14 protein-coding genes are annotated in these 21,297 nt (G+C 64.7%); 3 read left to right on the top strand and 11 right to left on the bottom strand.

The features are described 5' to 3' along the window. The first annotated feature begins 217 nt into the window (after nucleotides 1-217). Together EB230_RS10885 and EB230_RS10880 are read left to right on the top strand one after the other, a co-directional pair. Entirely contained in the window at nucleotides 218-1,132 is a 915-nt protein-coding gene (locus tag EB230_RS10885; protein WP_056578173.1) for a hypothetical protein, read from the top strand. 156 nt (nucleotides 1,133-1,288) lie between these two features. Then, the gene (locus EB230_RS10880; protein ID WP_172372260.1) at nucleotides 1,289-2,155 is read left to right on the top strand and encodes a hypothetical protein; all 867 of its coding nucleotides are present in this window, start codon (nucleotides 1,289-1,291) and stop codon (nucleotides 2,153-2,155) included. 498 nt (nucleotides 2,156-2,653) lie between these two features. Here EB230_RS10880 and EB230_RS10875 read toward each other — a convergent pair whose 3' ends face one another. From EB230_RS10875 to EB230_RS10835, 9 genes are all read right to left on the bottom strand, one after another. Next, nucleotides 2,654-4,168, bottom strand: coding sequence for an aldehyde dehydrogenase family protein (locus tag EB230_RS10875; RefSeq protein ID WP_056578177.1), 1,515 nt, complete (start codon nucleotides 4,166-4,168; stop codon nucleotides 2,654-2,656). A gap of 203 nt (nucleotides 4,169-4,371) precedes the next feature. Next, nucleotides 4,372-5,646, bottom strand: a complete 1,275-nt coding sequence (locus tag EB230_RS10870; protein ID WP_056578179.1) for an RNA polymerase sigma factor — start codon at nucleotides 5,644-5,646, stop codon at nucleotides 4,372-4,374. Continuing rightward, the gene (locus EB230_RS10865) at nucleotides 5,643-6,017 is read right to left on the bottom strand and encodes a YciI family protein (protein ID WP_056578181.1); all 375 of its coding nucleotides are present in this window, start codon (nucleotides 6,015-6,017) and stop codon (nucleotides 5,643-5,645) included. The genes EB230_RS10870 and EB230_RS10865 overlap by 4 nt, the downstream gene beginning before the upstream one ends. Before the next feature lie 94 nt (nucleotides 6,018-6,111). Next, the gene (locus EB230_RS10860) at nucleotides 6,112-7,200 is read right to left on the bottom strand and encodes a DNA topoisomerase IB (protein ID WP_056578184.1); all 1,089 of its coding nucleotides are present in this window, start codon (nucleotides 7,198-7,200) and stop codon (nucleotides 6,112-6,114) included. 103 nt (nucleotides 7,201-7,303) lie between these two features. Next, the gene (locus tag EB230_RS10855; protein WP_056578186.1) at nucleotides 7,304-8,242 is read right to left on the bottom strand and encodes a glycosyltransferase family A protein; all 939 of its coding nucleotides are present in this window, start codon (nucleotides 8,240-8,242) and stop codon (nucleotides 7,304-7,306) included. Nucleotides 8,243-8,388: 146 nt separating this feature from the next. Further along, nucleotides 8,389-9,273 (bottom strand): transglutaminase family protein, encoded by an 885-nt coding sequence (locus EB230_RS10850; RefSeq protein WP_065005774.1) that lies wholly within the window; start codon nucleotides 9,271-9,273, stop codon nucleotides 8,389-8,391. A gap of 3 nt (nucleotides 9,274-9,276) precedes the next feature. Then, nucleotides 9,277-11,688 carry a circularly permuted type 2 ATP-grasp protein gene (locus tag EB230_RS10845; protein WP_056578190.1) on the bottom strand — a complete coding sequence of 804 codons (2,412 nt, stop codon included), beginning with the start codon at nucleotides 11,686-11,688 and terminating at the stop codon, nucleotides 9,277-9,279. Nucleotides 11,689-11,694: 6 nt separating this feature from the next. After that, nucleotides 11,695-15,054 carry a transglutaminase family protein gene (locus tag EB230_RS10840; RefSeq protein WP_056578192.1) on the bottom strand — a complete coding sequence of 1,120 codons (3,360 nt, stop codon included), beginning with the start codon at nucleotides 15,052-15,054 and terminating at the stop codon, nucleotides 11,695-11,697. 115 nt (nucleotides 15,055-15,169) lie between these two features. Further along, nucleotides 15,170-16,366 carry an acyl-CoA dehydrogenase gene (locus tag EB230_RS10835; protein WP_056578194.1) on the bottom strand — a complete coding sequence of 399 codons (1,197 nt, stop codon included), beginning with the start codon at nucleotides 16,364-16,366 and terminating at the stop codon, nucleotides 15,170-15,172. Between the two features lie 157 nt (nucleotides 16,367-16,523). Between EB230_RS10835 and EB230_RS10830 the strand changes: the two genes are divergently transcribed. Beyond that, nucleotides 16,524-17,435, top strand: coding sequence for a LysR family transcriptional regulator (locus EB230_RS10830; protein ID WP_056578385.1), 912 nt, complete (start codon nucleotides 16,524-16,526; stop codon nucleotides 17,433-17,435). Here the strand turns inward: EB230_RS10830 and EB230_RS10825 are convergent, their stop codons facing one another. Then, the gene (locus tag EB230_RS10825; RefSeq protein WP_056578387.1) at nucleotides 17,436-19,754 is read right to left on the bottom strand and encodes a Tex family protein; all 2,319 of its coding nucleotides are present in this window, start codon (nucleotides 19,752-19,754) and stop codon (nucleotides 17,436-17,438) included. A gap of 332 nt (nucleotides 19,755-20,086) precedes the next feature. Next, nucleotides 20,087-21,268: a serine hydrolase gene (locus EB230_RS10820; RefSeq protein WP_056578196.1), complete on the bottom strand. Its 1,182-nt coding sequence runs from the start codon at nucleotides 21,266-21,268 to the stop codon at nucleotides 20,087-20,089. Between the last annotated feature and the right edge of the window lie 29 nt (nucleotides 21,269-21,297).

Here is a 21,297-nt window from a genome sequence, read left to right as displayed (position 1 = left end):
CACGCACCGGCATAGGTGATATCGTAGTTCGGGTTTGCCGTGTTGGAAGATCAATCCAACGCGCGCTCCTTCGGCTGACTGTGATTGGGAGGATTTTTCCAAGCCATCGCAATCAGTTAGCAGACTGAACCGTGAACCTGTCGCCGTGGATCCGTATCTCGGCTGGCCCTGTTCTTCGCAATTGGTACGTCTGGACACAAATACCGAAGGCTGGAAAATGAGGAACGCAGTCTCGCCATCAGAGTTGTTTCAAAGCTTCAGGAGATCCGCGCTGAAATTGGAAGACATAGCGGCCCATCCGGCCTTGCACCGCTACGTTCAGGAACAGTCTCAGTCCCTGATCCGAATCTATGAGGAAACCCCGCGGCTGGCTTCCATCTTCGCCACGCAGCAGCGCTGGCTCATGGGCCATGTCGGCCTAGCCATGCACTTCAGGCGCGATCCGAACGACCGCCGCAAGGAACTGACGGTCTCGCGTTTCATCGAGGTCGTGCACAAGAACGCGGTGGCCAGCCGCAACACGGCGGACGCCTTCATCAAGGAGATGCTGCACTACAACATCGCGGAGTATGTGGCGGGCGGGGACGGCCGCACGCATCCCCTGCAGCCGACGGCGGCCACCATCGAGAGGTTCACCGGCTGGGTGATTGCCCATCTGCGCACGCTTGACCATATCGATGGCGGCGACCGGTTGACCAGATTCCTGGACCGGCCCGACATGCTTGCCACGCTGCAGCCCCTGATCGCCGACGGCCTGCTGGCCTCGAAGCCGGTGCGTGAACCCAACCAGACCTTTTCCCTGTTTATCTGGCTCAACAATGGCGGCATCGTCATGGACTGGCTGATGTCCGGTATCGATCCCGATCACGCCAGTCTGGAGCGAATCCCGACCAGCGTGGTTTCGATCGGCGATTTCGCCAGATGGCTCAAGCTGTCGCGCACCCATCTCGGCCGCAAACTGCGCACCGCCGAGGAATTAGGCAGCATCGGCTGGCTTGGTCAGCGCGGCCATTCGGTGATGTGGGTGTCGCACGGGTTCTATGAGGAATACATGACTGTCCAGGCCGCCAAGCTGGCCGTTGTCGATACCGCCTTCGAGACTTGTTTTCCGCCATCGCCAGGCGGTGGCTGAGAAGCGGCGTTTGCGCGAAGCGATGAAACGCTGCCGTGATTTGTACCCGCTAACGCATTCACCCACTGTTGACGGCCGGCGTCTGGACACGAGCCGCGAAGACTGAAAATGTGTTCCTGCGTCTTCGCGACAAGGGGGCTTATCGCAGCGGGGGGAATGGCGCTGACGTTGGAAGAAATTGCCGATCATCCGGCACTGCATCGCTGTATCCGCGTCCAGGCAGAGGCGATGAACCAGACCTATGAGATGAATCCGCGGCTCGCGTCGGTGTTTGCCACGCAGCAACGCTGGCTCATGGCCCATATCGGTCTTGCCTTGCATTTCAGGCGGGAGCCAGACGACTATCGCAAGGAACTGACGACGGCGCGTTTCCTCGACGCGATCCGGCAGAATTCGGTGGCCAGCCGCAACACCGCCGACGCCTTCGTCAAGGAAATGCTGCACTACGGTTTCATCGAGTATGTGCCCACGGCACAGGATGGCCGCATCCGCCCCCTGCGGCCGGCCACCGCCTCGCTGGAGCCGGTTACCCTCTGGCTGATGGCGCATCTGCAAACGCTGGACGGTCTCGACGGTGCGAACCGCCTGGCCCTGTTCCTGGCCAGGCCGGACGCGCTCGCCATGCTGCAGCCACGGATTGCCGATGGCTTGCTCTCGTCCAATCCGGTGCGCGAGCCCAAGCAGACCTTTTCCCTGTTCACCTGGCTCAACAATGGCGGCGTCGTCATGGACTGGCTGATATCGGGCGTCGATCCCGAGCATGCCGGCCTCGATCGGATCCCCACCGGCGTCGTCTCGATCGGCGATTTCGCCAAATGGCTGAAACTGTCGCGCACTCACCTTGCACGCAAGCTTCGCGCCGCCGAAGACCTCGGCAGTGTCGGCTGGCTCGGCCAACGGGGCCAGTCGGTCATGTGGGTGTCGCGCGATTTCTATGGGGAATACATGGCCGCCCAGGCGGTGAAGCTGGCGATTATGGATGCCGCCTTCACCGAAACCTTTGGCGCGACGGCAGGCCGCTGACGCGTGTGGCGTCTCCCGCACGGGGGATGCACGAATCCGTCATGCCTACTGGCACTCCAATAGCCGTTATGCGCGGCGCCATGATTGGAGAGGAACTACATGAAAAGACGCTAGAGTAATTCACCGTTTCACGGAAACGGCAAACTGCTCTAACTCATTGTTTTAACGCAACTCCGGACGGAAAACCGTTTCACACTTTTCCTGGAATTGCTCTAGAAAAGCCGACCCTGGACAGGCGCGAACGACTGTCCAGCGTCACGGCGCTCTGCACGCCGTCGACCTGCGTGAATTGATCGCCGAAGCGCCTCCTGCAAGCGAGACACGCTTGCACGACAAGACATACCGGGAGGACCCTGCATGAAGAGACGGCACGAAAAGCCAACGCTGGACAAGCGTCGGAAACTGTCCAGCGTCAGTGCGGCATGTACGCCCTCCACCTGTGTCGATTGATGCTCGCCGAGCCTGATCGACACCAGCCTTGGACTACCCCCGGCGGTCTCAGTCGATGTCGAATGAGACGCCCTGGGCCAGCGGCAGCGCCTTGGAATAGTTCACCGTGTTGGTGGCGCGCCGCATATAGGCCTTCCACGCATCGGAGCCGCTCTCGCGGCCGCCGCCGGTTTCCTTTTCGCCGCCGAAGGCACCGCCGATCTCGGCCCCCGACGTGCCGATGTTGACGTTGGCGATACCGCAGTCCGAACCGTCAACGCCGAGGAAGCGCTCCGATTCCTGCAGGTCGCGCGTGAAGATCGACGACGACAGGCCCGCACCCACCGCATTGTGCTCGTCGAGCACGGCGTCGAAATCCGAATATTTCATCACATAGAGGATCGGCGCGAAGGTCTCTTCGGTCACCGGCGAGACCTGCTTCGGCATTTCGACAAGGGCGGGATGCACGTAATAGGCATCGGGATGACCGTTTTCCACCCGCGTGCCGCCGGTCACCTTGCCGCCATGGGCGGTGGCTTCAGTGAGCGCCTTCTGCATGGCCTCGTAGGCAGCCTTGTCGATCAGCGGCCCGACCAGCGAGGACGTCTCCAGCGGATTGCCGACCGAAACGCTCTGATAGGCCTTCTTCAGCCGCGGCAGCAGCGCGTCATAGACGCTTTCATGCACGAACAGGCGCCGCAGCGTCGTGCAGCGCTGCCCGGCCGTGCCCATGGCGCCGAAGGCAATCGCCCGCAGCGCCATGTCGAGGTCGGCGCTGGGCGCCACGATGCCGGCATTGTTGCCGCCGAGTTCCAGCACCGCGCGCGCAAAGCGCTTGGCCAGCCGCGGCCCGACCTCCCTGCCCATGCGCGTCGAGCCGGTAGCCGACACCAGCGGCACCTTGGGATGATCCACCAGGACTTCGCCGACGGCACGGTCGCCGATCAGCACCTGCAGCAGGCCCTGCGGCGCGTCGGCGCCGAAACGCTTGACGGCGCGCGCAAAGATCGCCTCGCAGGCAAGTGCGGTCAGCGGCGTCTTCTCCGACGGCTTCCACACCACCGCGTCACCGCAGACCAGTGCCAGCGCTGCGTTCCACGACCACACCGCGACCGGGAAGTTGAAGGCGGAAATGACGCCGACGACGCCGAGCGGGTGCCAGGTTTCCATCATGCGATGGCCGGGGCGCTCAGTGGCGATCGTGAGGCCGTACAATTGGCGCGACAGACCGACAGCGAAATCGCAGATGTCGATCATCTCCTGCACTTCGCCGAGCCCCTCGGACGGGATCTTGCCGACCTCGATCGACACCAGCCGGCCAAGCTCGGCCTTGTGGATACGCAATTCCTCGCCGAGCAGCCGCACCAGTTCGCCGCGCTTGGGACCCGGCACCAGCCGCCAGGACTGGAACGCCTTGTGCGCGGCATCGATCGACCTGGCCGCATCGGCCGGCGAGATCGTCTTCAGCGCCGCGACCTCTTCACCCGTCACCGGGCTCTTCACGATGAGGTCGCCGCCGACAAGCGCCTCCCTGGCAACACCCAGTTTTGCCAGAAGCTCGGCCGTTTCCTTGGCTATGGTCATTTTTGTCCCTTTCAGATCCCGTCGTCACCATATGGCGTCGGGTCGAAGCCTCGCGCCATGCCGCCCGTGTGCCGGAAAGGCACTTCAGGCAAAGTCATGGCGTGGCCTTACTCGTTTCAGGGGAAAATCGCCACCCCGGCATGGTCCAAGCCCAAATTACAAGATTGAGCCAGAGACGATTGAGCCAGGCGGGCGAATGCTGCTCAGTTGGCCTTTTTTGCCGGCGTGCGCACGGCCCCGTCTTTCATCAAGCGGTCGATATGCATCCGGATGTGGGCTGCTTCCGCCGCCGTGTTGGCAAGCGCGATGGCCCGGTCGAAGGCGACGCGTGCTTCCTCGCCCCGATCGAGCTGCATTAGGAGCCCACCCTTGAGGCCGAAGAAATGGAAATAGCCGGAAAGCCTCGGCTCCAGCGGCTCGATCATGGCAAGGGCGGCTTCCGGGCCGCGCACCTTGGAGACCGCCACCGCGCGGTTGAGCGTGATGACCGGCGACGGCTGCATCTGTTCGAGCAGGCCATAGAGCAGGTCTATCTCCACCCAGTCGGTGTCCTCGGCCTTGTCAGCCCGCGCATGCAGGGCGGCGATCGCCGCCTGCACCTGGTAAGGACCGGGCTTGCGGTGGCGCAAGGCCTTGTCGACAAGGGCCAGCCCTTCATCGATCATCTTGCGGCTCCACAGGCTGCGATCCTGGTCCTCGAGCAGCACGATCTCGCCGTCTTCGTCGAAACGGGCCGGTGCGCGCGCATGCTGGAGCAGGAGCAGCGCCGCCAGCCCCATGATTTCCGGCTCGGTCTGGAACAGCCGCAGCAACAGCCGGGCCAGCCGGATCGCCTCCTCGCAGAGTGGCGCGCGGGCCGGCGCCTCGCCGCTGTTGGTGGAATAGCCCTCGTTGAAGATCAGGTAGACCATGGCCGCCACCGCCGCGAGCCGCTCGGATCGCTCGACGGCGCCCGGCGTCTCGAACGGCACACCGGCGTCGGCTATGCGCGCCTTGGCGCGGGTGATGCGCTGCTCCATGGCGCTCTCGCCGACCAGGAAGGCGCGCGCGATCTGCTTGACGGTCAGGCCGGAAACGATGCGCAGCGCGACCGCGATCTGCTGGGTCGCCGGCAGGTCCGGATGGCAGCAGATGAAGAGCAGCCGCAATATGTCGTCGCGGTAATGCGCTCCGTCCAGCCGCTCGGCGATATCGCTCTCGGCATCGTCCAGGTCGGAGATTTGGTCTTCTTCCGGCATCGGCGCCTGCTTGGCGCGCTTGCGCACCGCGTCGATGCCGCTGTTGCGGCCGACAAAGATCAGCCAGGCCGCCGGATCGCGCGGCGGTCCGTTCTGCGGCCAGTTCTTCAACGCCCTGAGACAGGCATCCTGGAAAGCTTCCTCCGCCGTATCGAGATCGCGGAAATAGCGCAGCAGCGCGCCCATCGCCTGCGGGCGGGCGGCGCTGATCGCGGAGCTGATCCAGGCAAGTTCGGTCATACGGCAACCCCGGTGGGATTGAACACCGAGACCGGCCGTATCTCATAGGATCCGCCGCTCGGATTGACCTCGGAAAGCTCACGGGCGAACTCGACGGCCTCGTCGAGATCGGCGCATTCCAGCGTATAGAAACCGAGGAACTGCTCCTTGGTCTCGGCGAACGGGCCGTCGATGACGATCGATTCGCCCTTGACCTTCCGCAGCGTGGTCGCCGCCGTCGTCGGCAGAAGCCGCGCCACGGGACCAAGCCGGCCGGCCTTGGCGTATTTCTCCTGGACGCCGAGGAGGTTGGCCATGACTTCATCGTCCTGCGCCTTGCTCCACGAGCTGACGACGTCTTCGGAGGCATAGCAGAGGATGGCGTAGAGCATGGCTGGTCCTTTCTGTATCAAAGGACGGAACAGTAGGGCCGATCCCGACACGACGTCGATAAAAAAATCCCGAGATGGCGGCTGACGATTGCCTTCAGTCACCGTTCGTGCGTTTCAACCATCTCAGCACGAGCGCCTCCTCCTCATCGAGACCCTCGATGGACCGCTTGCGCTTGTTGGCGTCCGCCATTTCGGCAAGCAGACGCCCCTCCAGCCAGGCCTCGAAGACCAGCGGGTGGATATAGCATTTGCGGCAGACCGCGCGGGTGTTGCCCAGCCGCTCGGCGACCTTGTCGATGACACTGTTCATCGCTCGCTTTTTCTGTGCCTGGCTCTCAGGCAGCTCCGTCTGCGCAAACAGCGACGCGGCATGGATGGTGCCGCCCCATGTGCGGAAATGCTTCGAGCTGAAGGCATCGCCGACCGCCTGGCGGATATAGCGGTTGACGTCGTCGGAGCGGACCGGGCGCCGGTTGCCGTCCTCGTCGAGATACTGGAACAGCTTCTGGCCCGGCAGATCCTGCGCACCCCGTACGATCCTGGCGATGCGGCGGTCGACAAGCTTCAGTCTCCATTCCTTGCCGGATTTGCCCTTGAAGGCAAAGCGCAGGCTCGATCCCTTGATGTCGACATGACGGTCGCGCAATGTCGTCAGGCCGAAGCTCTTGTTGTCACGCGCATAGGCGGCATTGCCGACGCGGATCATCGTGTTGTCGAGCAGCCAGACGACCGCAGCGACGACACGCTCAAACGGCAGGCCGCGGCGGCGGAAATCGCGGTCTATGGTGCGCCGGAGATCCGGAAGGCTTTCGGCGAAGGCGACGAGGCTTGAATATTTGGCACCATCGCGTTCCTCGGCCCATTGTGGATGATAGCGATACTGCTTGCGCCCCCGCTGGTCCCTTCCCGTCGCCTGGATATGCCCATGCGCGTCGGGCGAGATCCAGACATCCGTCCAAGCCGGCGGAATGACGATCGCCTCGATCCGGGTCCTGGTGGCATCCGAGACTGCTTTCCCGTCCGGCCCCTTGTAGGAAAACCGCTTGCCTGCCTTCAGCCGGCGGATACCGGGCTCGGCATCGCTGACATAGGTCAGCGCGGCATCCCTTGCCGAAAGCTGCGCCCCATTCTTCGCTACACCGCCGGCCGATCGGCTGTAGGATGATCCGGATTTCTGCAGCATGACGGCTCCCCGCGGATGTCGGTAGATAAGCCATTGGCTGACTGCTGGTTCCACAGCCGTGCGAAAAGTCGGTAATGCGACGTCGAACGGGGGCCGACTTGCTCTAAAGAACGCCTTGTAGTTCTATCTGTTGAGCTGACAGCCGGCGGCGCACGGCGAGCTTGAGCTTGTAGCGCAGGCAGCGCCATGCCTCCGACCGTCGCTTCGGCGCAACCGCCGCCACCGCCAGGAAACGCGCGGCGGTGTCCAGGTCGCCACGGGCGTAGTGGACGCGGGCGATCTTGAGGGCGACCAGTCCCTCCCTGGCCTTGAGCGCCGAGACCGGGATGCTGCAATCCGTGAGCGTGCGCAGTTCGCGGCGCCACTCCAGGAAGCGCCGCGCCGGGTTTATCGCAAAACGATCGTCCGAACGGGTGGGCGAAACCTCATAGACCATCACCGGCTGCGGCATCATGGCCAACGAGGCTTTGCTCATCAGCCGTGCCCAGAACAGGGTGTCCTCGTCATAGGCAAGCCCCACAGGAAACCGCGTCTCGCCGATGAGGCGCCGGGATGCCAGCACGCTGCCCACCGCGACCGACCGTATGTCGCCTTTCACATAGGCGGAAGCGTTCGCCAGGCAGGCGGCCTGGTAGCCGTTCGGCACCTTGATCTGCCGATCCTCACCGCTCACCCGCCGCCGATAGGCGCCAACGATCATGTCGGCTTTCGGCTGGCTCTCGGCCTGCCGCAGCAGTGCGCGCAATCCGCCATCAAGATGCAGATCGTCGGCGTCGATCAGGTAAACCCAAGGATGGAGTGCCTCAGCCAGCGCCACGTTGCGGGCGCCGCCGGCGTCGAGGCAATTGGACGGCAGCACACGCAGCGGCAAGGACAGTTGCGCCGCGGCCCGCAGCGCCGTCGCCGTCGTGCCGTCCGTCGATGCATCGTCGACCAGCAGGACCTCGCCGATGACCTCGGCTTCGCCGGCGAGTGACGCCAGTGTTGTGGCGATTGTGGCCGCTGCATTGTGGGCAGGAATGACGACGCTGACCGCTTTCAATGACAAAACCCCGCGCTCGCGCGCCTTGGCAGTACGATGGTTGTCCCTCGGAACAAATACAGACTAGCGGCCCGTTCAATGTTTGAGAAGTCGCCTTCGACAATCCAGAATTGCAACAACGGGACGCCTCGGCGTTTCGCTCGCATTCACGCCTTTTCGAGCGCGACAGGAATGACGTCGACAGCCTGTTCGCCCACCTGACCGCCCGTGGTCTTGAGAACGCCGACGATCGGCGCGACATCCGAATAGTCGCGGCCGTAGCCGACGGTGATGTGGTCGTTGCTCGCCCGCATGCCGTTGGTCGGATCGAACTCCTGCCAGCCGGCGTCACGCCCGCACCAGACCTTGACCCAGGCATGCATGGCATCGGCGCCTTCCAGCCGGGGCTTCCCCTTCGGTGGAATGGTGCGCAGGAAGCCGCTGACATAGCCGGCCGGAATGCCGAGCCCGCGCAGGCCGGCGATCATGATGTGCGAAAAATCCTGACAGACGCCGCGCTTCAGCTTGAAGGCATCGCTGGCCCGGGTCCGCACCGTGGTCGCTTCGCCGTCATAGGTGAAGTCACGATGGATGCGATTGCAGAGGCTCATCGCCGTACCGGCGGCCGAGCCGGCAATGCTGTCCCCCGCATAGGCGGTTATCGCCGCGTCGATGCCCGAGTGAGCGCTTCCCACCAGAAAATGGTGCGGCGCATCAGGGGCCAGCGACCGCACGGCGGCCAGCTCCTGCCTCAGCCGGGCGATATTGGGCGACACGTCGAGCCCGGGTTCGGGCCGCGACACCGAAACGCGCGCGCTCATACGGATGTCGAGCGCATCATGCGCGTCGCGAAAGGCGATGGAGGTGACGTTGTTGCCGAAGAAGTCCAAAAAATCCGACCGTTCATTCGGCGCCGGCGTGAAGGACAGGGATGCGGCGATGACGCGCTGCACGCCTGATATCGTCGACGGCAGCACGCGGATCTGATGGCGGCCGCCGCCGGCCGCGGCTGCATAGTCGTAATGGAGATGGAGCCTGATGTCGTAGAGCATACGCTAGCCGAAATAGGCCTTGGCGAGGCTGTTGTAGAGACCGCCTATTTCATAGGCGAGTTCGTCGAGCGCCTTTGCCGTCATGTCCGAAGGCTCCTTGATGGCGATCTGGGTGTTGAGCTGCAGGATCTCCTTTGCCGCGGGCGACATATGCCCCTCGCCGCCAAGCGACGGTAGCAGGCCGATCTCCGCCTTCAGCCTTTCGAGCTGGAACAGGATGGATCGCGGATTGAGTGGGTCGAGCGCCAGAAGATCGATCACCGTGCGCCGGCCGGCCTGCACCGGGTACTGCCGGCGGTGGGTCATGACGCTGTCGCCGATCTCCAGCATCATGTCGAGCGCTCCATCCGGCGCCTTGGCGGCGGTCAGCCGGGACAGCGTACGGGCGATCTGGATGCCGCGCTCCAGCCGCCGGCCGATCTCGAGGAACCGCCAGCCGGCGAAGCGGTACATGTTCTCGTGCAGCAGGCCGGAGAAGCCGGCGAGCTTGCGCAGGATCACCGTCATTGCCCGTGTCGCATCGTCGCCCGGCGCCACCGTCTTGGCGAACTGATGGATGGTCTTGGACAGGTCCTTCAGCGCCAGCCAGCCATCGGGCGAGAAGCGGTCGCGGATCTGTCCGGCGCTGTAGACGGCGCTGTCGAGCGTCCCGATCAGCCCCAACGGGATCGCCGTCGCGACGTCGATGCCGAACGGTTCGAGATAGTCCCTGATATCGGCCAGCAGCGGCATGTCCGGGTCGGACGTCTCGGCCAGCCGCACATGGTAGGCGCGCAGGATGCGCACCGTGTCTTCCGAGCGCTCGATATAGCGCCCGAGCCAGGTCAGGTTCTCCGCCGCGCGGCTGGGCAAGCTGCCCGGCCTGGTGCGGCTGAAGCTGTCGCTCTCTTGCGGCAGCAGCGTTTCACGCTCGACCGGCCTGTCGCTGACCACCCAGACGTCCGCCGCCTGGCCGCCGCGCTGCATGGCGATCGCGGTCGGGTCGAGCGACAGGCCGACCCGGGCGAACCCGCCCGGCATCACCGTCCAGCCCTCGGGCGTGCGGGCCAGATAAACGCGCAGGCTCGCCGGCCGCGGCTCCAGCCAGCCCCCGACAAAGACCGGTGTCGTTGACAGCGTCACCGCTTCCTGGCCGACGAAGGCAACGCCATCGCGTTCGATGCGCGCCACCAGCTCGGCCCGCTCTCCGGCCGACAGCGTCGAGCCCAGCGTGGTCTGGCCATCATCCTCGAAGGCAAGTCTCGTCGAGAGCGCCGGACCGACCACCATGCGGTCGATATTGGCTAGCACATGGGCGCGTTCCGTCGCCTGCCCGCACCACCAGGTCGCTACGCTCGGCAGCAGCAGCTCCTCGCCGCGCAATTCGCGCGCGATCTTGGGTAGGAAAGCAAGCAGCGCCCGCGTTTCCATCAGGCCCGAGCCCAGCGCGTTGACGGTCGCAACAGCACCCTGGCGGATCGCTTCGACCAGCCCCGGCGTGCCGATCTGCGAATCCGATCGCAATTCGAGCGGATCGGCGAAGGCGGCGTCGAGACGCCGCCAGAGCACGCTGATCGGCATCAGGCCGGAAACGGTGCGCACCATCAGCCTGCCGCCGGAAACGGTGAGATCCTCGCCCTCGAGCAGCATGATGCCGAGGTAGCGGGCGATATAGGCGTGTTCGTAGTAGGTTTCGTTGAGCGGCCCCGGCGTCAGGATGGCGACGCGGCCGTCGGTTTCCCTGGCCATGCCGATCAGCGCATCGCGGAAGCGGCGGAAGAAGCCGGCGAGCCGGTGCACGTGCATTTCGCCGTAGATGTCGGACAGCGCGCGCGTGGTGGCGACGCGGTTCTCCAGCGCGAAGCCGGCGCCCGATGGCGCTTGCGTGCGGTCGCCCAGCACCCACCAGCGGCCATCGGGCCCACGGCCGAGCTCGAAAGCACAGAAATGCAGGAAATGCCCACCGGCCGGCGTGGTACCGATCACGGGCCGCAGATATTCGGGGCTGGCCGCGATCAGTCCCGCCGGCAGGATGCCTTTTTCGACCAGCCGGTTGCGCCCATGGATATCGGCAATGGTTTCCTCGAACAGCTCGGCCCTCTGGATCAGCCCGGCGCTGATTGCGGCCCATTCGGCGTCTTCGATGAGCAACGGCACATGCGCCAGCGGCCATTCGCGCTCATTGGCGCCGGCCTTGTCGTAGACGCGGTAATAGACGCCGGCATCGCGCAGATACTGGTCGGCGCGGGCGAAACGCTGGCCGAGCTTTTCAGACCCTATCTCGTCGAGCGCCTCGATGAACTGCTTCCACACCGGACGGGGATTGCCTGACGCATCGACCATTTCGTCGACGACACCGTCGATCGGCTGGTAGTGCCCCAGCAGGCTGTGGATCTGCGGCTTGCCGCGTACCCTCTTGTGATTCCCCTTTGCCATGTCCGATCACAGTCTGGGTGGACGCCGAAGGTCAAGGGTCATCGGGAAATCTTCCGCCGGTTGTTCCTCGCGCAGCACATAGCCTGATGGCGTGTGGCCGCGCGGTTCGAAGCGGGCGAGCCGCCGCGCTTCCGCCTCGTTGCCGTTGACCGGGAAAGTGTCGTAGTTGCGGCCGCCGGGATGGGCGACATGGTAGACGCAGCCGCCGACCGCCCTGCCCGACCAGCGGTCGTAGATGTCGAACACCAGCGGCGTGTTGACCGGCAGCGCCGGATGCAGGCCCGAAGCCGGCTGCCAAGCCTTGAAGCGCACGCCCGCCACCGCCACCTCGCGATTGTCCGTCACCTTCATCGGCACGATGCGGCCGTTGCAGACGATTGCGTGGCGTTCCGGATTGAGCCCTTCGGTCCTGACCTGAAGCCGTTCGACCGAGGAATCGACAAAGCGCACGGTGCCGCCGATCGCGCCCTGCTCGCCCATGACATGCCACGGCTCCAGCGCCTGCCGCAGTTCCAGCTTGATTCCGGCATGCCGCACCTCGCCGCAGAAGGGAAAGCGGAATTCGAGCTGTGCGTCGAACCATTCAGGCCGGAATTCGAAACCGTTGAGCTTGAGGTCGTCGAGCACGTCGAGAAAATCAGCCCAGACATGATGCGGCAGCATGAAGCGGTCGTGCAGCGACGTGCCCCAGCGCACGAAACGGCCGTCGAGCGGGTTCTTCCACGCACGGGCGATGATGGCACGGACCAGAAGCTGCTGCGCAAGGCTCATGCGCGCGTTGGGCGGCATTTCGAAGCCGCGGAATTCGACCAGGCCGAGCCGTCCGGTCGGCCCATCCGGCGAAAACAGCTTGTCGATGCAGATTTCCGAGCGATGCGTGTTGCCGGTCACGTCCGTCAACAGGTTGCGGAACAGCCGGTCGACCAGCCACGGCAGGGGTGCCGCGCCCTGGTCGGGATGCGGCACCTGCGCCATGGCGATTTCGAGTTCGTAGAGCGAATCGTGGCGCGCCTCGTCGAAGCGCGGCGCCTGGCTGGTCGGGCCGATGAACAGGCCCGAAAACAGGTAGGACAGCGACGGATGCCGCTGCCATTGCAGCACCAGGCTCTTCAACAGATCGGGCCGGCGCAGGAACGGGCTGTCGTTTGGTGTCGCGCCGCCGACGACGACATGATTGCCGCCGCCAGTGCCGGTGTGGCGGCCGTCGATCATGAATTTGTCGGCGCCAAGCCGCGTCAGCCGCGCTTCCTCATAGATTGCCGTCGTCGTCGCCACGCAATCCTGCCAATTGGCAGCCGGATGAATGTTGACCTCGATGACGCCTGGATCGGGCGCGACGCGGATGACGTTGAGGCGCGGATCATGCGGCGGGCCATAGCCCTCGATATGGACGGGAAGACCGATGGCTCGCGCAGCGTTCTCGGCGGCCGCGACGAGTTCGAGATAGTCCTCAAGTGCTTCAACCGGCGGCATGAACACGCAGAGCCTTCCGTCGCGCGGCTCGACCGAGAGCGCGGTGCGCACCGCGCCGCCTATCTCGGTGATCTCCTGTTCGACCCGGTCCTGCTGGCCGGTGGCGGCGGTGAACGACGCCGCCTGTTGCCGGCGCGCCATCTCGTCGGCGCCTTCAAGTTCGGCCGGCGCGGCGGAGGGCAAGATGGCTTCACGCGCGGGCAGCGCTCCACGCGGCAGCGACGGATCGACCGGCACGATGTAGGGGAATTGCGCCGGTGGCACATAAGGCAGCGTGCCGAGCGGCAAGCGATAACCGACCGGCGAATCGCCAGGCACCAGGAACAGCCGCCCGCGTCGCGTCTTCCATTTTTCCGAGCGCCAGCGCGGCCCCGACGCCTGGCTGTTCCAGCGCTGCACCGGCAGCACGTAGCCGGACGGTTTGGTCAGCCCGCGCTCGAACACTTTCGCCATACGGCTGCGCTCTTCGGGATCTTCCAGCTTGGAATTGGACGGATCGACATTCTCCGGCAGTTTGCCTTCCTTGAGCAGCCACTCGGCCGGGTCTTCATAAGCTTCGCTGACCATCGACGTGTCGATGCCGAGTTCACCGGCGATCGCGGTGAGCAGGCTTTCGGCCTGTTTGGGGCCGATATCGGCCGAACTCTTTTCGCGTGCGATCAGCGACGGGTCGCTCCATACGGGCTCGCCATCGGCACGCCAGTAGAGCGAAAAGGTCCAGCGCGGCAGGCTTTCGCCGGGATACCATTTGCCCTGGCCGTAATGGAGGAAGCCGCCCGGCGCGAAACGTTCGCGCAGCCGACGGATCAGCGCATCGGCCTTTTCGCGCTTGGTCGGCCCGACGGCGGCGGTGTTCCATTCGGCCGACTCGAAATCATCGATCGACACGAAGGTCGGCTCGCCGCCCATGGTCAGCCGCACATCGCCTTCGCCAAGTGCTGCGTCGACCTTGTTGCCGAGCGCGTCGAGCGCCCGCCAGCTTTCATCCGAGAACGGCTTGGTGATCCGCGGATGCTCGGCGATGCGGTCGACCCGCATGTCGAAGCCGAATTCGACATTGGCAAAGCTCGCCATGCCGGAAATGGGGGCCGCATTGCGGAAATGCGGGGTGGCGGCAAGCGGCACATGGCTCTCGCCGGTGAGCAGGCCGGAAGTCGGGTCGAAGCCGATCCAGCCGGCGCCGGGAAGATAGACCTCGCACCAGGCGTGCAGATCCGTGAAGTCGACCGATGTGCCGGCCGGCCCATCGAGCGCGATGAGGTCGGGTTTGAGCTGGATCAGATAGCCCGACACGAAGCGCGCGGCGATGCCGAGATTGCGCAGGATCTGCACCAGCAACCAGCTTGAATCCCGGCACGATCCCTTGCCGGCGGCCAATGTTTCCTCCGGCGAGAACACGCCGGTCTCCATGCGCACGATATAGGCGATCTCGCGCTGCAGCCGGGCGTTGAGGTCGACGAGGAAATTGACGGTGTTTTTCGCGCCGGTGTCGATGGTTGTCAGGAAAGCCGAAAGCAGCGGCCCCGCCGGTTCCGGCGTCCGGTAGATAGCGAGGTCGTCCCTGATCTCTTCCGGGTATTCGAACGGGAATGTCTCGGCCGATGGTTCGACGAAGAAATCGAACGGATTGTAGACCGTCATGTCGGCGACGAGGTCGACCTCGATCTTGAGCTCGCTCACCGGCTCGGGAAAAACGAAGCGGGCGAGGAAGTTGCCGTAGGGATCCTGCTGCAAATTGACAAAGTGGTTCGCCGGCTCGACCTTGAGCGAGTGGCTCAAGACCTTGGTGCGGGAATGCGGTGCCGGCTGCAGCCTGATGATCTGGGGCCCGAGAACCACGGGCCGGTCATATTTGTAGTGGGTCAGGTGGTAGACGGCTGCCAGAATTGCCATGGGACCCCGGAGATCGGCGTTTATTCAGCCGAACCCTGACACATCTGGCCGCCATTCTCCAAGCGGATGTTGCGCTGCACCTAAATTAAAGAACCGGTTGCCGGCGTAAAGTCGCTCAAAAGAACGCCTGTATCCCCGTCTGGGCCCGCCCCAGGATCAGCGCGTGCACGTCGTGCGTGCCCTCATAGGTGTTGACGGTCTCCAGGTTCTGCGCGTGGCGCATGACGTGGTAGCCGATCTGGATGCCGTTGCCGCCATGCATGTCGCGGGCCTGGCGGGCGATGTCGAGCGCCTTGCCGCAATTGTTGCGCTTGACGATCGAGATCATCTCCGGCGCCATCTTGCCTTCGTCGAGCAGCCGTCCGACGCGCAAGGATGCCTGCAGCCCGAGCGCGATCTCGGTCTGCATGTCGGCGAGCTTCTTCTGGTAAAGCTGCGTGCCGGCCAGCGGCTTGCCGAACTGCTTGCGGTCAAGGCCATACTGGCGGGCGCGATGCCAGCAATCTTCCGCCGCACCCATCGAGCCCCAGGAGATGCCGTAGCGAGCCCGGTTGAGGCAACCGAACGGGCCGCCCAGGCCCTTGGCGTTGGGCAGCAGCGCGTCCTCGCCGACCTCGACGCCTTCCATCACCACCTCGCCGGTGATCGACGCCCGCAGCGACAGCTTGCCGCCGATCTTCGGCGCCGAAAGCCCCTTCATGCCCTTCTCCAGCACGAAGCCGCGGATCTCGTCCTTGCCGTTCTCACCCTTCAGCTTCGCCCAGACGACGAACACGTCGGCGACCGGCGCGTTGGAAATCCACATCTTGGAGCCGGAGAGCTTGTAGCCTTTGGCGGTCTTCTCGGCGCGCGTCTTCATGCCGCCCGGATCGGAGCCGGCATCAGGCTCGGTCAGGCCAAAGCAGCCGATCCACTCGCCGCTGGCGAGCTTGGGCAGGTACCTCTTGCGCTGTTCGTCCGAGCCATAGGCGTAGATCGGATACATCACCAGCGACGACTGCACCGACATCATCGAGCGATAGCCGGAATCGACGCGTTCGACTTCCCGCGCGACCAGCCCGTAGGTCACATAGTTGGCGCCGAGCCCGCCGAACTCTTCCGGGATGTTGATGCCGAGCAGGCCGGCATCGCCCATCTCGCGAAAGATCGCGGTGTCGAAGGTCTCGTTGAGATACGCGTCCTCGATGCGCGGCGCGAGCTTGTCGGCGGCGAAGGCCGCGGCACCATCGCGCACCATGCGCTCATCTTCTGAAAGCTGGTCCTCGATCAGGAACGGATCTTCCCAGACGAAGGCATTCTTATCGGCGGCCATGGCTCTCTCCCGGACTCGATGAATGCCGGCGAAGGATCTCTGGATCCTTGGCAACAACGGCATGCGTGCAGCAAAATCTTGGCCCGGCTTATCGACCCGGGGCCTGAAAAAATCAAACGAAATTGCTTCACCGATCAATGAGCGTTAGGAATGGATGATGAGTGTCCAGCGCCGTCTCCTGCCCAACATCAGCGCCCTCGCCGCCTTCGAAGCGGTGGCTCGGCTTGGATCTTTTACCGCCGCTGCCCAGGAGCTGGATCTGACCCAAGGCGCGGTAAGCCGCCAGATCAAGCTGTTGGAGGACCAGTTTGGTCGCCGGTTGTTCGAGCGCGACAGCCGCAATGTCCGGCTGTCCACGGCGGGTGAAATCTATGCCGAAGCGGTACGTTCAGCGCTTGGCCAGTTGCGCGATGCCGCCCTTGGATTGATGAGCAATCGGCATAGTGGCATCTTGAACCTTGCCATATTGCCGACCTTCGGCACCCGCTGGCTGATGCCGATGATCCCCGATTTCGTCGAGAACAACCCCGACATCACCATCAACTTCGTCACCCGCGTCGGCCGTTTCGACTTCGCCAGGGAGCGGTTGGACGCCGCCATCCACTATGGCCTGCCCGATTGGCCGGACGCCGACTCGACCCTCCTGGTGCGCGAAACCGTGGCGCCGGTGGTGTCGCCCGAATTTCTCGCCGGCCGCGCCATCGCCACGCCGGCTGATATCGGCCGCCTGCCCTTGCTGCATATGGCAACGCGCCCCGGTGCCTGGACCGAATGGTTCGAGCATCAGGGCCTGAGCGCGCCGACCGGGCCCGGCATGCAGTTCGAGCAGTTCGGCACCGCCGCCCAGGCCTGCATGGAAGGGCTTGGCGTCGCGCTCCTGCCGCTGCTGCTCATCGCAGGCGAATTGCAGCGCGGCCAGCTTGTGCCGGCGCCCGGCCAGCCCATGCAAAGCCGCAGCGCCTATTATCTCGTCGTCCCGCACGACAAACGCGGCCATCCCCCGGTCGCCAGTTTTCGCGACTGGCTGCTGAGCCAGGTTGAGAAGGAGCCGTCCGTCCTGGCGTGGTAGCTACTTCCGCTTCAGCGCATCCGCCAACGCGGCACCAAACGCGCCCTGCTGGGCCGGCCGCTCCGGCTGGCGTTGCGGTGTCGGGCCACGTGGCGCCGGCCTGCCGCCGCCATTGTCGCGGGGCCCACCTTTTGACGCCTCACCGCCGTCCTTGCGCATGGAAAGCGCGATGCGCTTGCGCTTGATATCGACATCGACGACGCGCACCTTCACCACGTCGCCCGCCTTGACCACCTCATGCGCATCCTTGATGAAACGGTCGGCCAGTTGCGAGACGTGCACCAGGCCGTCCTGGTGCACCCCGATATCGACAAAGGCGCCGAAGGCCGCGACATTGGTGACGGTGCCTTCCAGCAGCATGCCTGGCTTCAGATCCTTGATGTCATCAATGCCGTCGGCAAAGGTCGCCGTCTTGAAGCCGGGGCGCGGGTCGCGTCCAGGCTTTTCCAGCTCGGCAAGAATGTCGCGGACCGTCGGCAGGCCGAAACGCTCGTCGACGAAGACGCGCGGGTCGAGCGCCTTGAGCGCGGCGCTGTCGCCCATCAGCGAACGCACATCACGGCCGCAGGCGGCGACGATCTTCTTCGCCACCCCATAGGCTTCCGGGTGGACCGACGAGGCATCGAGCGGCTCGCTGCCATTGGCAATGCGCAGAAAGCCGGCGGATTGCTCGAACGCGCGCGGCCCAAGCCGTGGCACCTTGAGCAGGTCCTTGCGGCTGGCGAAGGGACCGGTCGCGTCGCGATGCGCGACGATAGCGTCGGCAAGCGACGCGCCAAGGCCCGAAACGCGCGCCAGCAACGGCGCCGAAGCGGTGTTGAGATCGACGCCGACGGCGTTGACCGCGTCCTCGACCACCGCCTCCAGCGAGCGGCCGAGCCGATACTGGTCGACGTCATGCTGATACTGGCCGACGCCGATCGACTTGGGTTCGATCTTGACCAGTTCGGCGAGCGGATCCTGCAAGCGCCGCGCGATCGACACCGCGCCGCGCAGCGACACGTCCAGACCGGGGAATTCCGCCGCCGCCGCTGCCGACGCCGAGTAGACCGAGGCGCCCGCCTCGCTGACGATGACCTTGAGCGGCTTGGGTCCGCCGTCGGAAGGCATGTCGGACAGCATGTCGGCGACCAGCTTTTCCGTCTCGCGGCTCCCGGTGCCGTTGCCGATCGAAATCAGCTCGACCTTGTGCAGGCGGATGAGTTTGGCGAGTTCCGCCTGCGTGCCGCGAACGTCGTTCTTCGGCGGGAACGGATAGACCGTCGTGGTCGCCACCAGCTTGCCGGTACCGTCGACCACGGCCACCTTGACGCCGGTGCGGATGCCGGGATCGAGCCCCATCGTCGGCCGCGAACCCGCTGGCGCGGCCAGCAGCAGATCCTTCAGATTGCGGGCGAAGACATGGATCGCCTCTTCCTCGGCCCGTTCGCGCAGATCGCGCATCAGGTCCAGCGTCAGGTGCAGCGACAGTTTTATCCGCCAGGTCCAGCCGGCCACATCCATCAGCCAGCGGTCGCCCGGCAGGCTGGCGCCGATGGCATAGGCGTTGGCGATCATCCGCTCGACCGGCTTCACCGGCGAGGTGTCGTCGGCGTCGACCTCGATGTCGAGCGACAGCACCTCTTCGTTGCGGCCGCGCAACATGGCCAGCGCCCGGTGGCTCGGCACATTTGCCCAGCGCTCGACATGATCGAAATAGTCCGAGAATTTCGCGCCGGCCTCCTGCTTGCCGTCGACAACCCGCGCCCGCATGAAAGCGCGTTCCTTCATGTAGCTGCGCAGCTTGCCGACCAGATCGGCATTCTCGGCGAATTGTTCAGAAAGGATGTCGCGGGCGCCCTCAAGGGCTGCCTTGGTATCGGCCACCTCCTCGGTGACATAGGCCACCGCCAGTTCGGCGGGCACCAGGGAACGGTCGGCAAGAATGGCCTCCGCCAGCGGCCCCAGCCCGCGCTCCCTGGCGATCTCGGCCTTGGTGCGGCGCTTGGGCTTGTAGGGCAGATAGATGTCCTCCAGCTCCGCCTTGGTAGCGGCGGCGGCGATCTTGGTCTCAAGCTCCTGCGTCAGCTTGCCCTGTTCGCGGATCGAGCCCAGGATGGTGTCGCGGCGGGCGTCGAGCTCACGCAGATAGGCGAGCCGCTCGGCAAGGTCGCGCAATTGCGTATCGTCAAGCCCGCCGGTCACTTCCTTGCGGTACCGTGCCACGAACGGCACCGTCGCGCCCTCGTCCAGCAGTTCGATCGCCGCGGCCGCCTGTTCGGGCCGGGCAGCGATCTCGGCCGCGATGATGGCTGCGATGCGCTTGATGTCGGATGCCATGTCATTCCCACTCTCGTCGAAAAGAGCGGCGACCATAGGCGCAGATGCCGACCTCGCCAACCGCGACGCTTTCAACCGTCGCGGCCGGTCCACAGGAAAGCATGTCTGCTGTCGAAAGCCGGCGCTGCTCCTCACCTGCCTGCCGGCGCCCTCTCCCCGTATGGTGACGGGGAGAGGGCGCTCTGTCATTGGCTACGCCAATCACCAACGCCGCAAGGAAGCGAGCCGACATTGCCGCCAGCCCCTTCTCCCCGTCACTATACGGGGAGAAGTGCCCGGCAGGGCGGTGAGGGGCGGCGCTGCCGTTTGATAAACCGGCTCACCATCCCAACTCAAATCATCCGGCTCAGCGCTTCGAAGAAGGCGACGATCTCGAGATCAAGCGAGTCATCGACCGGCTCCGGTTGCGACGACATCTTGGAGATCACCACTTCGGTCCTGGGATCGATATAAAGCCACTGGCCATGGATGCCGATGCCGCAATAGGCACCATTCTCATGTCCGGTCTGGTACCATTTGTTGCGGTAACGGCCCTTGGGGAACAGCGGCAGCATCGCGCCGCGCTGCCAGGCTTCCGTACTGCCGCCGGTGCTTGTCGTGTCGCGCACCCAGGTCTCGGACACGATGCGGCGACCATTGGCGGTGCCCCCTTGCCGCATCATTTCGCCGACGCGCGCCAGGTCGCGCGGCGTCACCGAAATACCGCCGGCGGTGCGCGCCGTGCCTTCCATGTCGACGCCGATCGAGGCTTCGCTGACGGCGCCAAGCGGCAGCCACAGCTTCTCGCGCATCAAGTCGGGGAAGCGCTGGCCGGAAGCCCGTTCCAGCAACAGGCCGAGCAGGTCTGAATTGGGCGAGCGATAACGGAAGGTCTGGCCATGCGGCTCGGCCAGCCGCTGCAGGGTCAGGATGAATTCGCGCAGGCTTTCCGTGCCGCCGCCCGGATTCCACAACGTGGCGCGCCGGTAGCGGGCGAAAGCGCTTTCCGGATCGAGATAGGCTTCCTCGAAATCGAGGCTGACGCTCATGTCGAGCACATGCCGGCAACTCGCATCGCCATAGGCCGAGCCGGTGGCTTCGGGGATGTAGGTCGTCACCGGCGCTTCCGGATCGAACACGCCCTCGCCTTCCAATATGCCGGCGATAATGGCGGTCACCGACTTGCTGATCGAGAAGATGATATGGCGGGCGCCGAAATCCATATGCGGCGCGAACCAGTCGCCGATCACCTTTCCGCCCTTCATCACCGTCAGCGCATCGGTGCTGGAGCGCACGAGAAAGTCCGCCACCGTCTCCGGAGCGCTGGCAACCGAAACCTTTTCACCGAGCAACACACCGAAATCGCGCGCGGGTGCCTCGGCACCGCCGGACGCCGCGGCCACGCGCGCTGTCGGCACCAGTTCGCCCAGATTCTGGAACGACCATCGATTGAACGGGTTTACGCGCCAGTTGGAAAGCAGCACCTCGTTGCGGGGAAAGCCGTAGCGGGTCTCGAACGCGGTCTTGCCGGTCATGGCGTTTCCTTCCAGGTCGTTTCTTGTGG

It is taken from the genome of Mesorhizobium sp. NZP2234 (assembly GCF_013170765.1).
GTDB classification, from domain to species: Bacteria; Pseudomonadota; Alphaproteobacteria; order Rhizobiales; family Rhizobiaceae; genus Mesorhizobium; species Mesorhizobium loti_D.
Note: the sequence above shows the minus strand (reverse complement) of the source record. Positions and strands in the feature narration are given on the sequence as shown.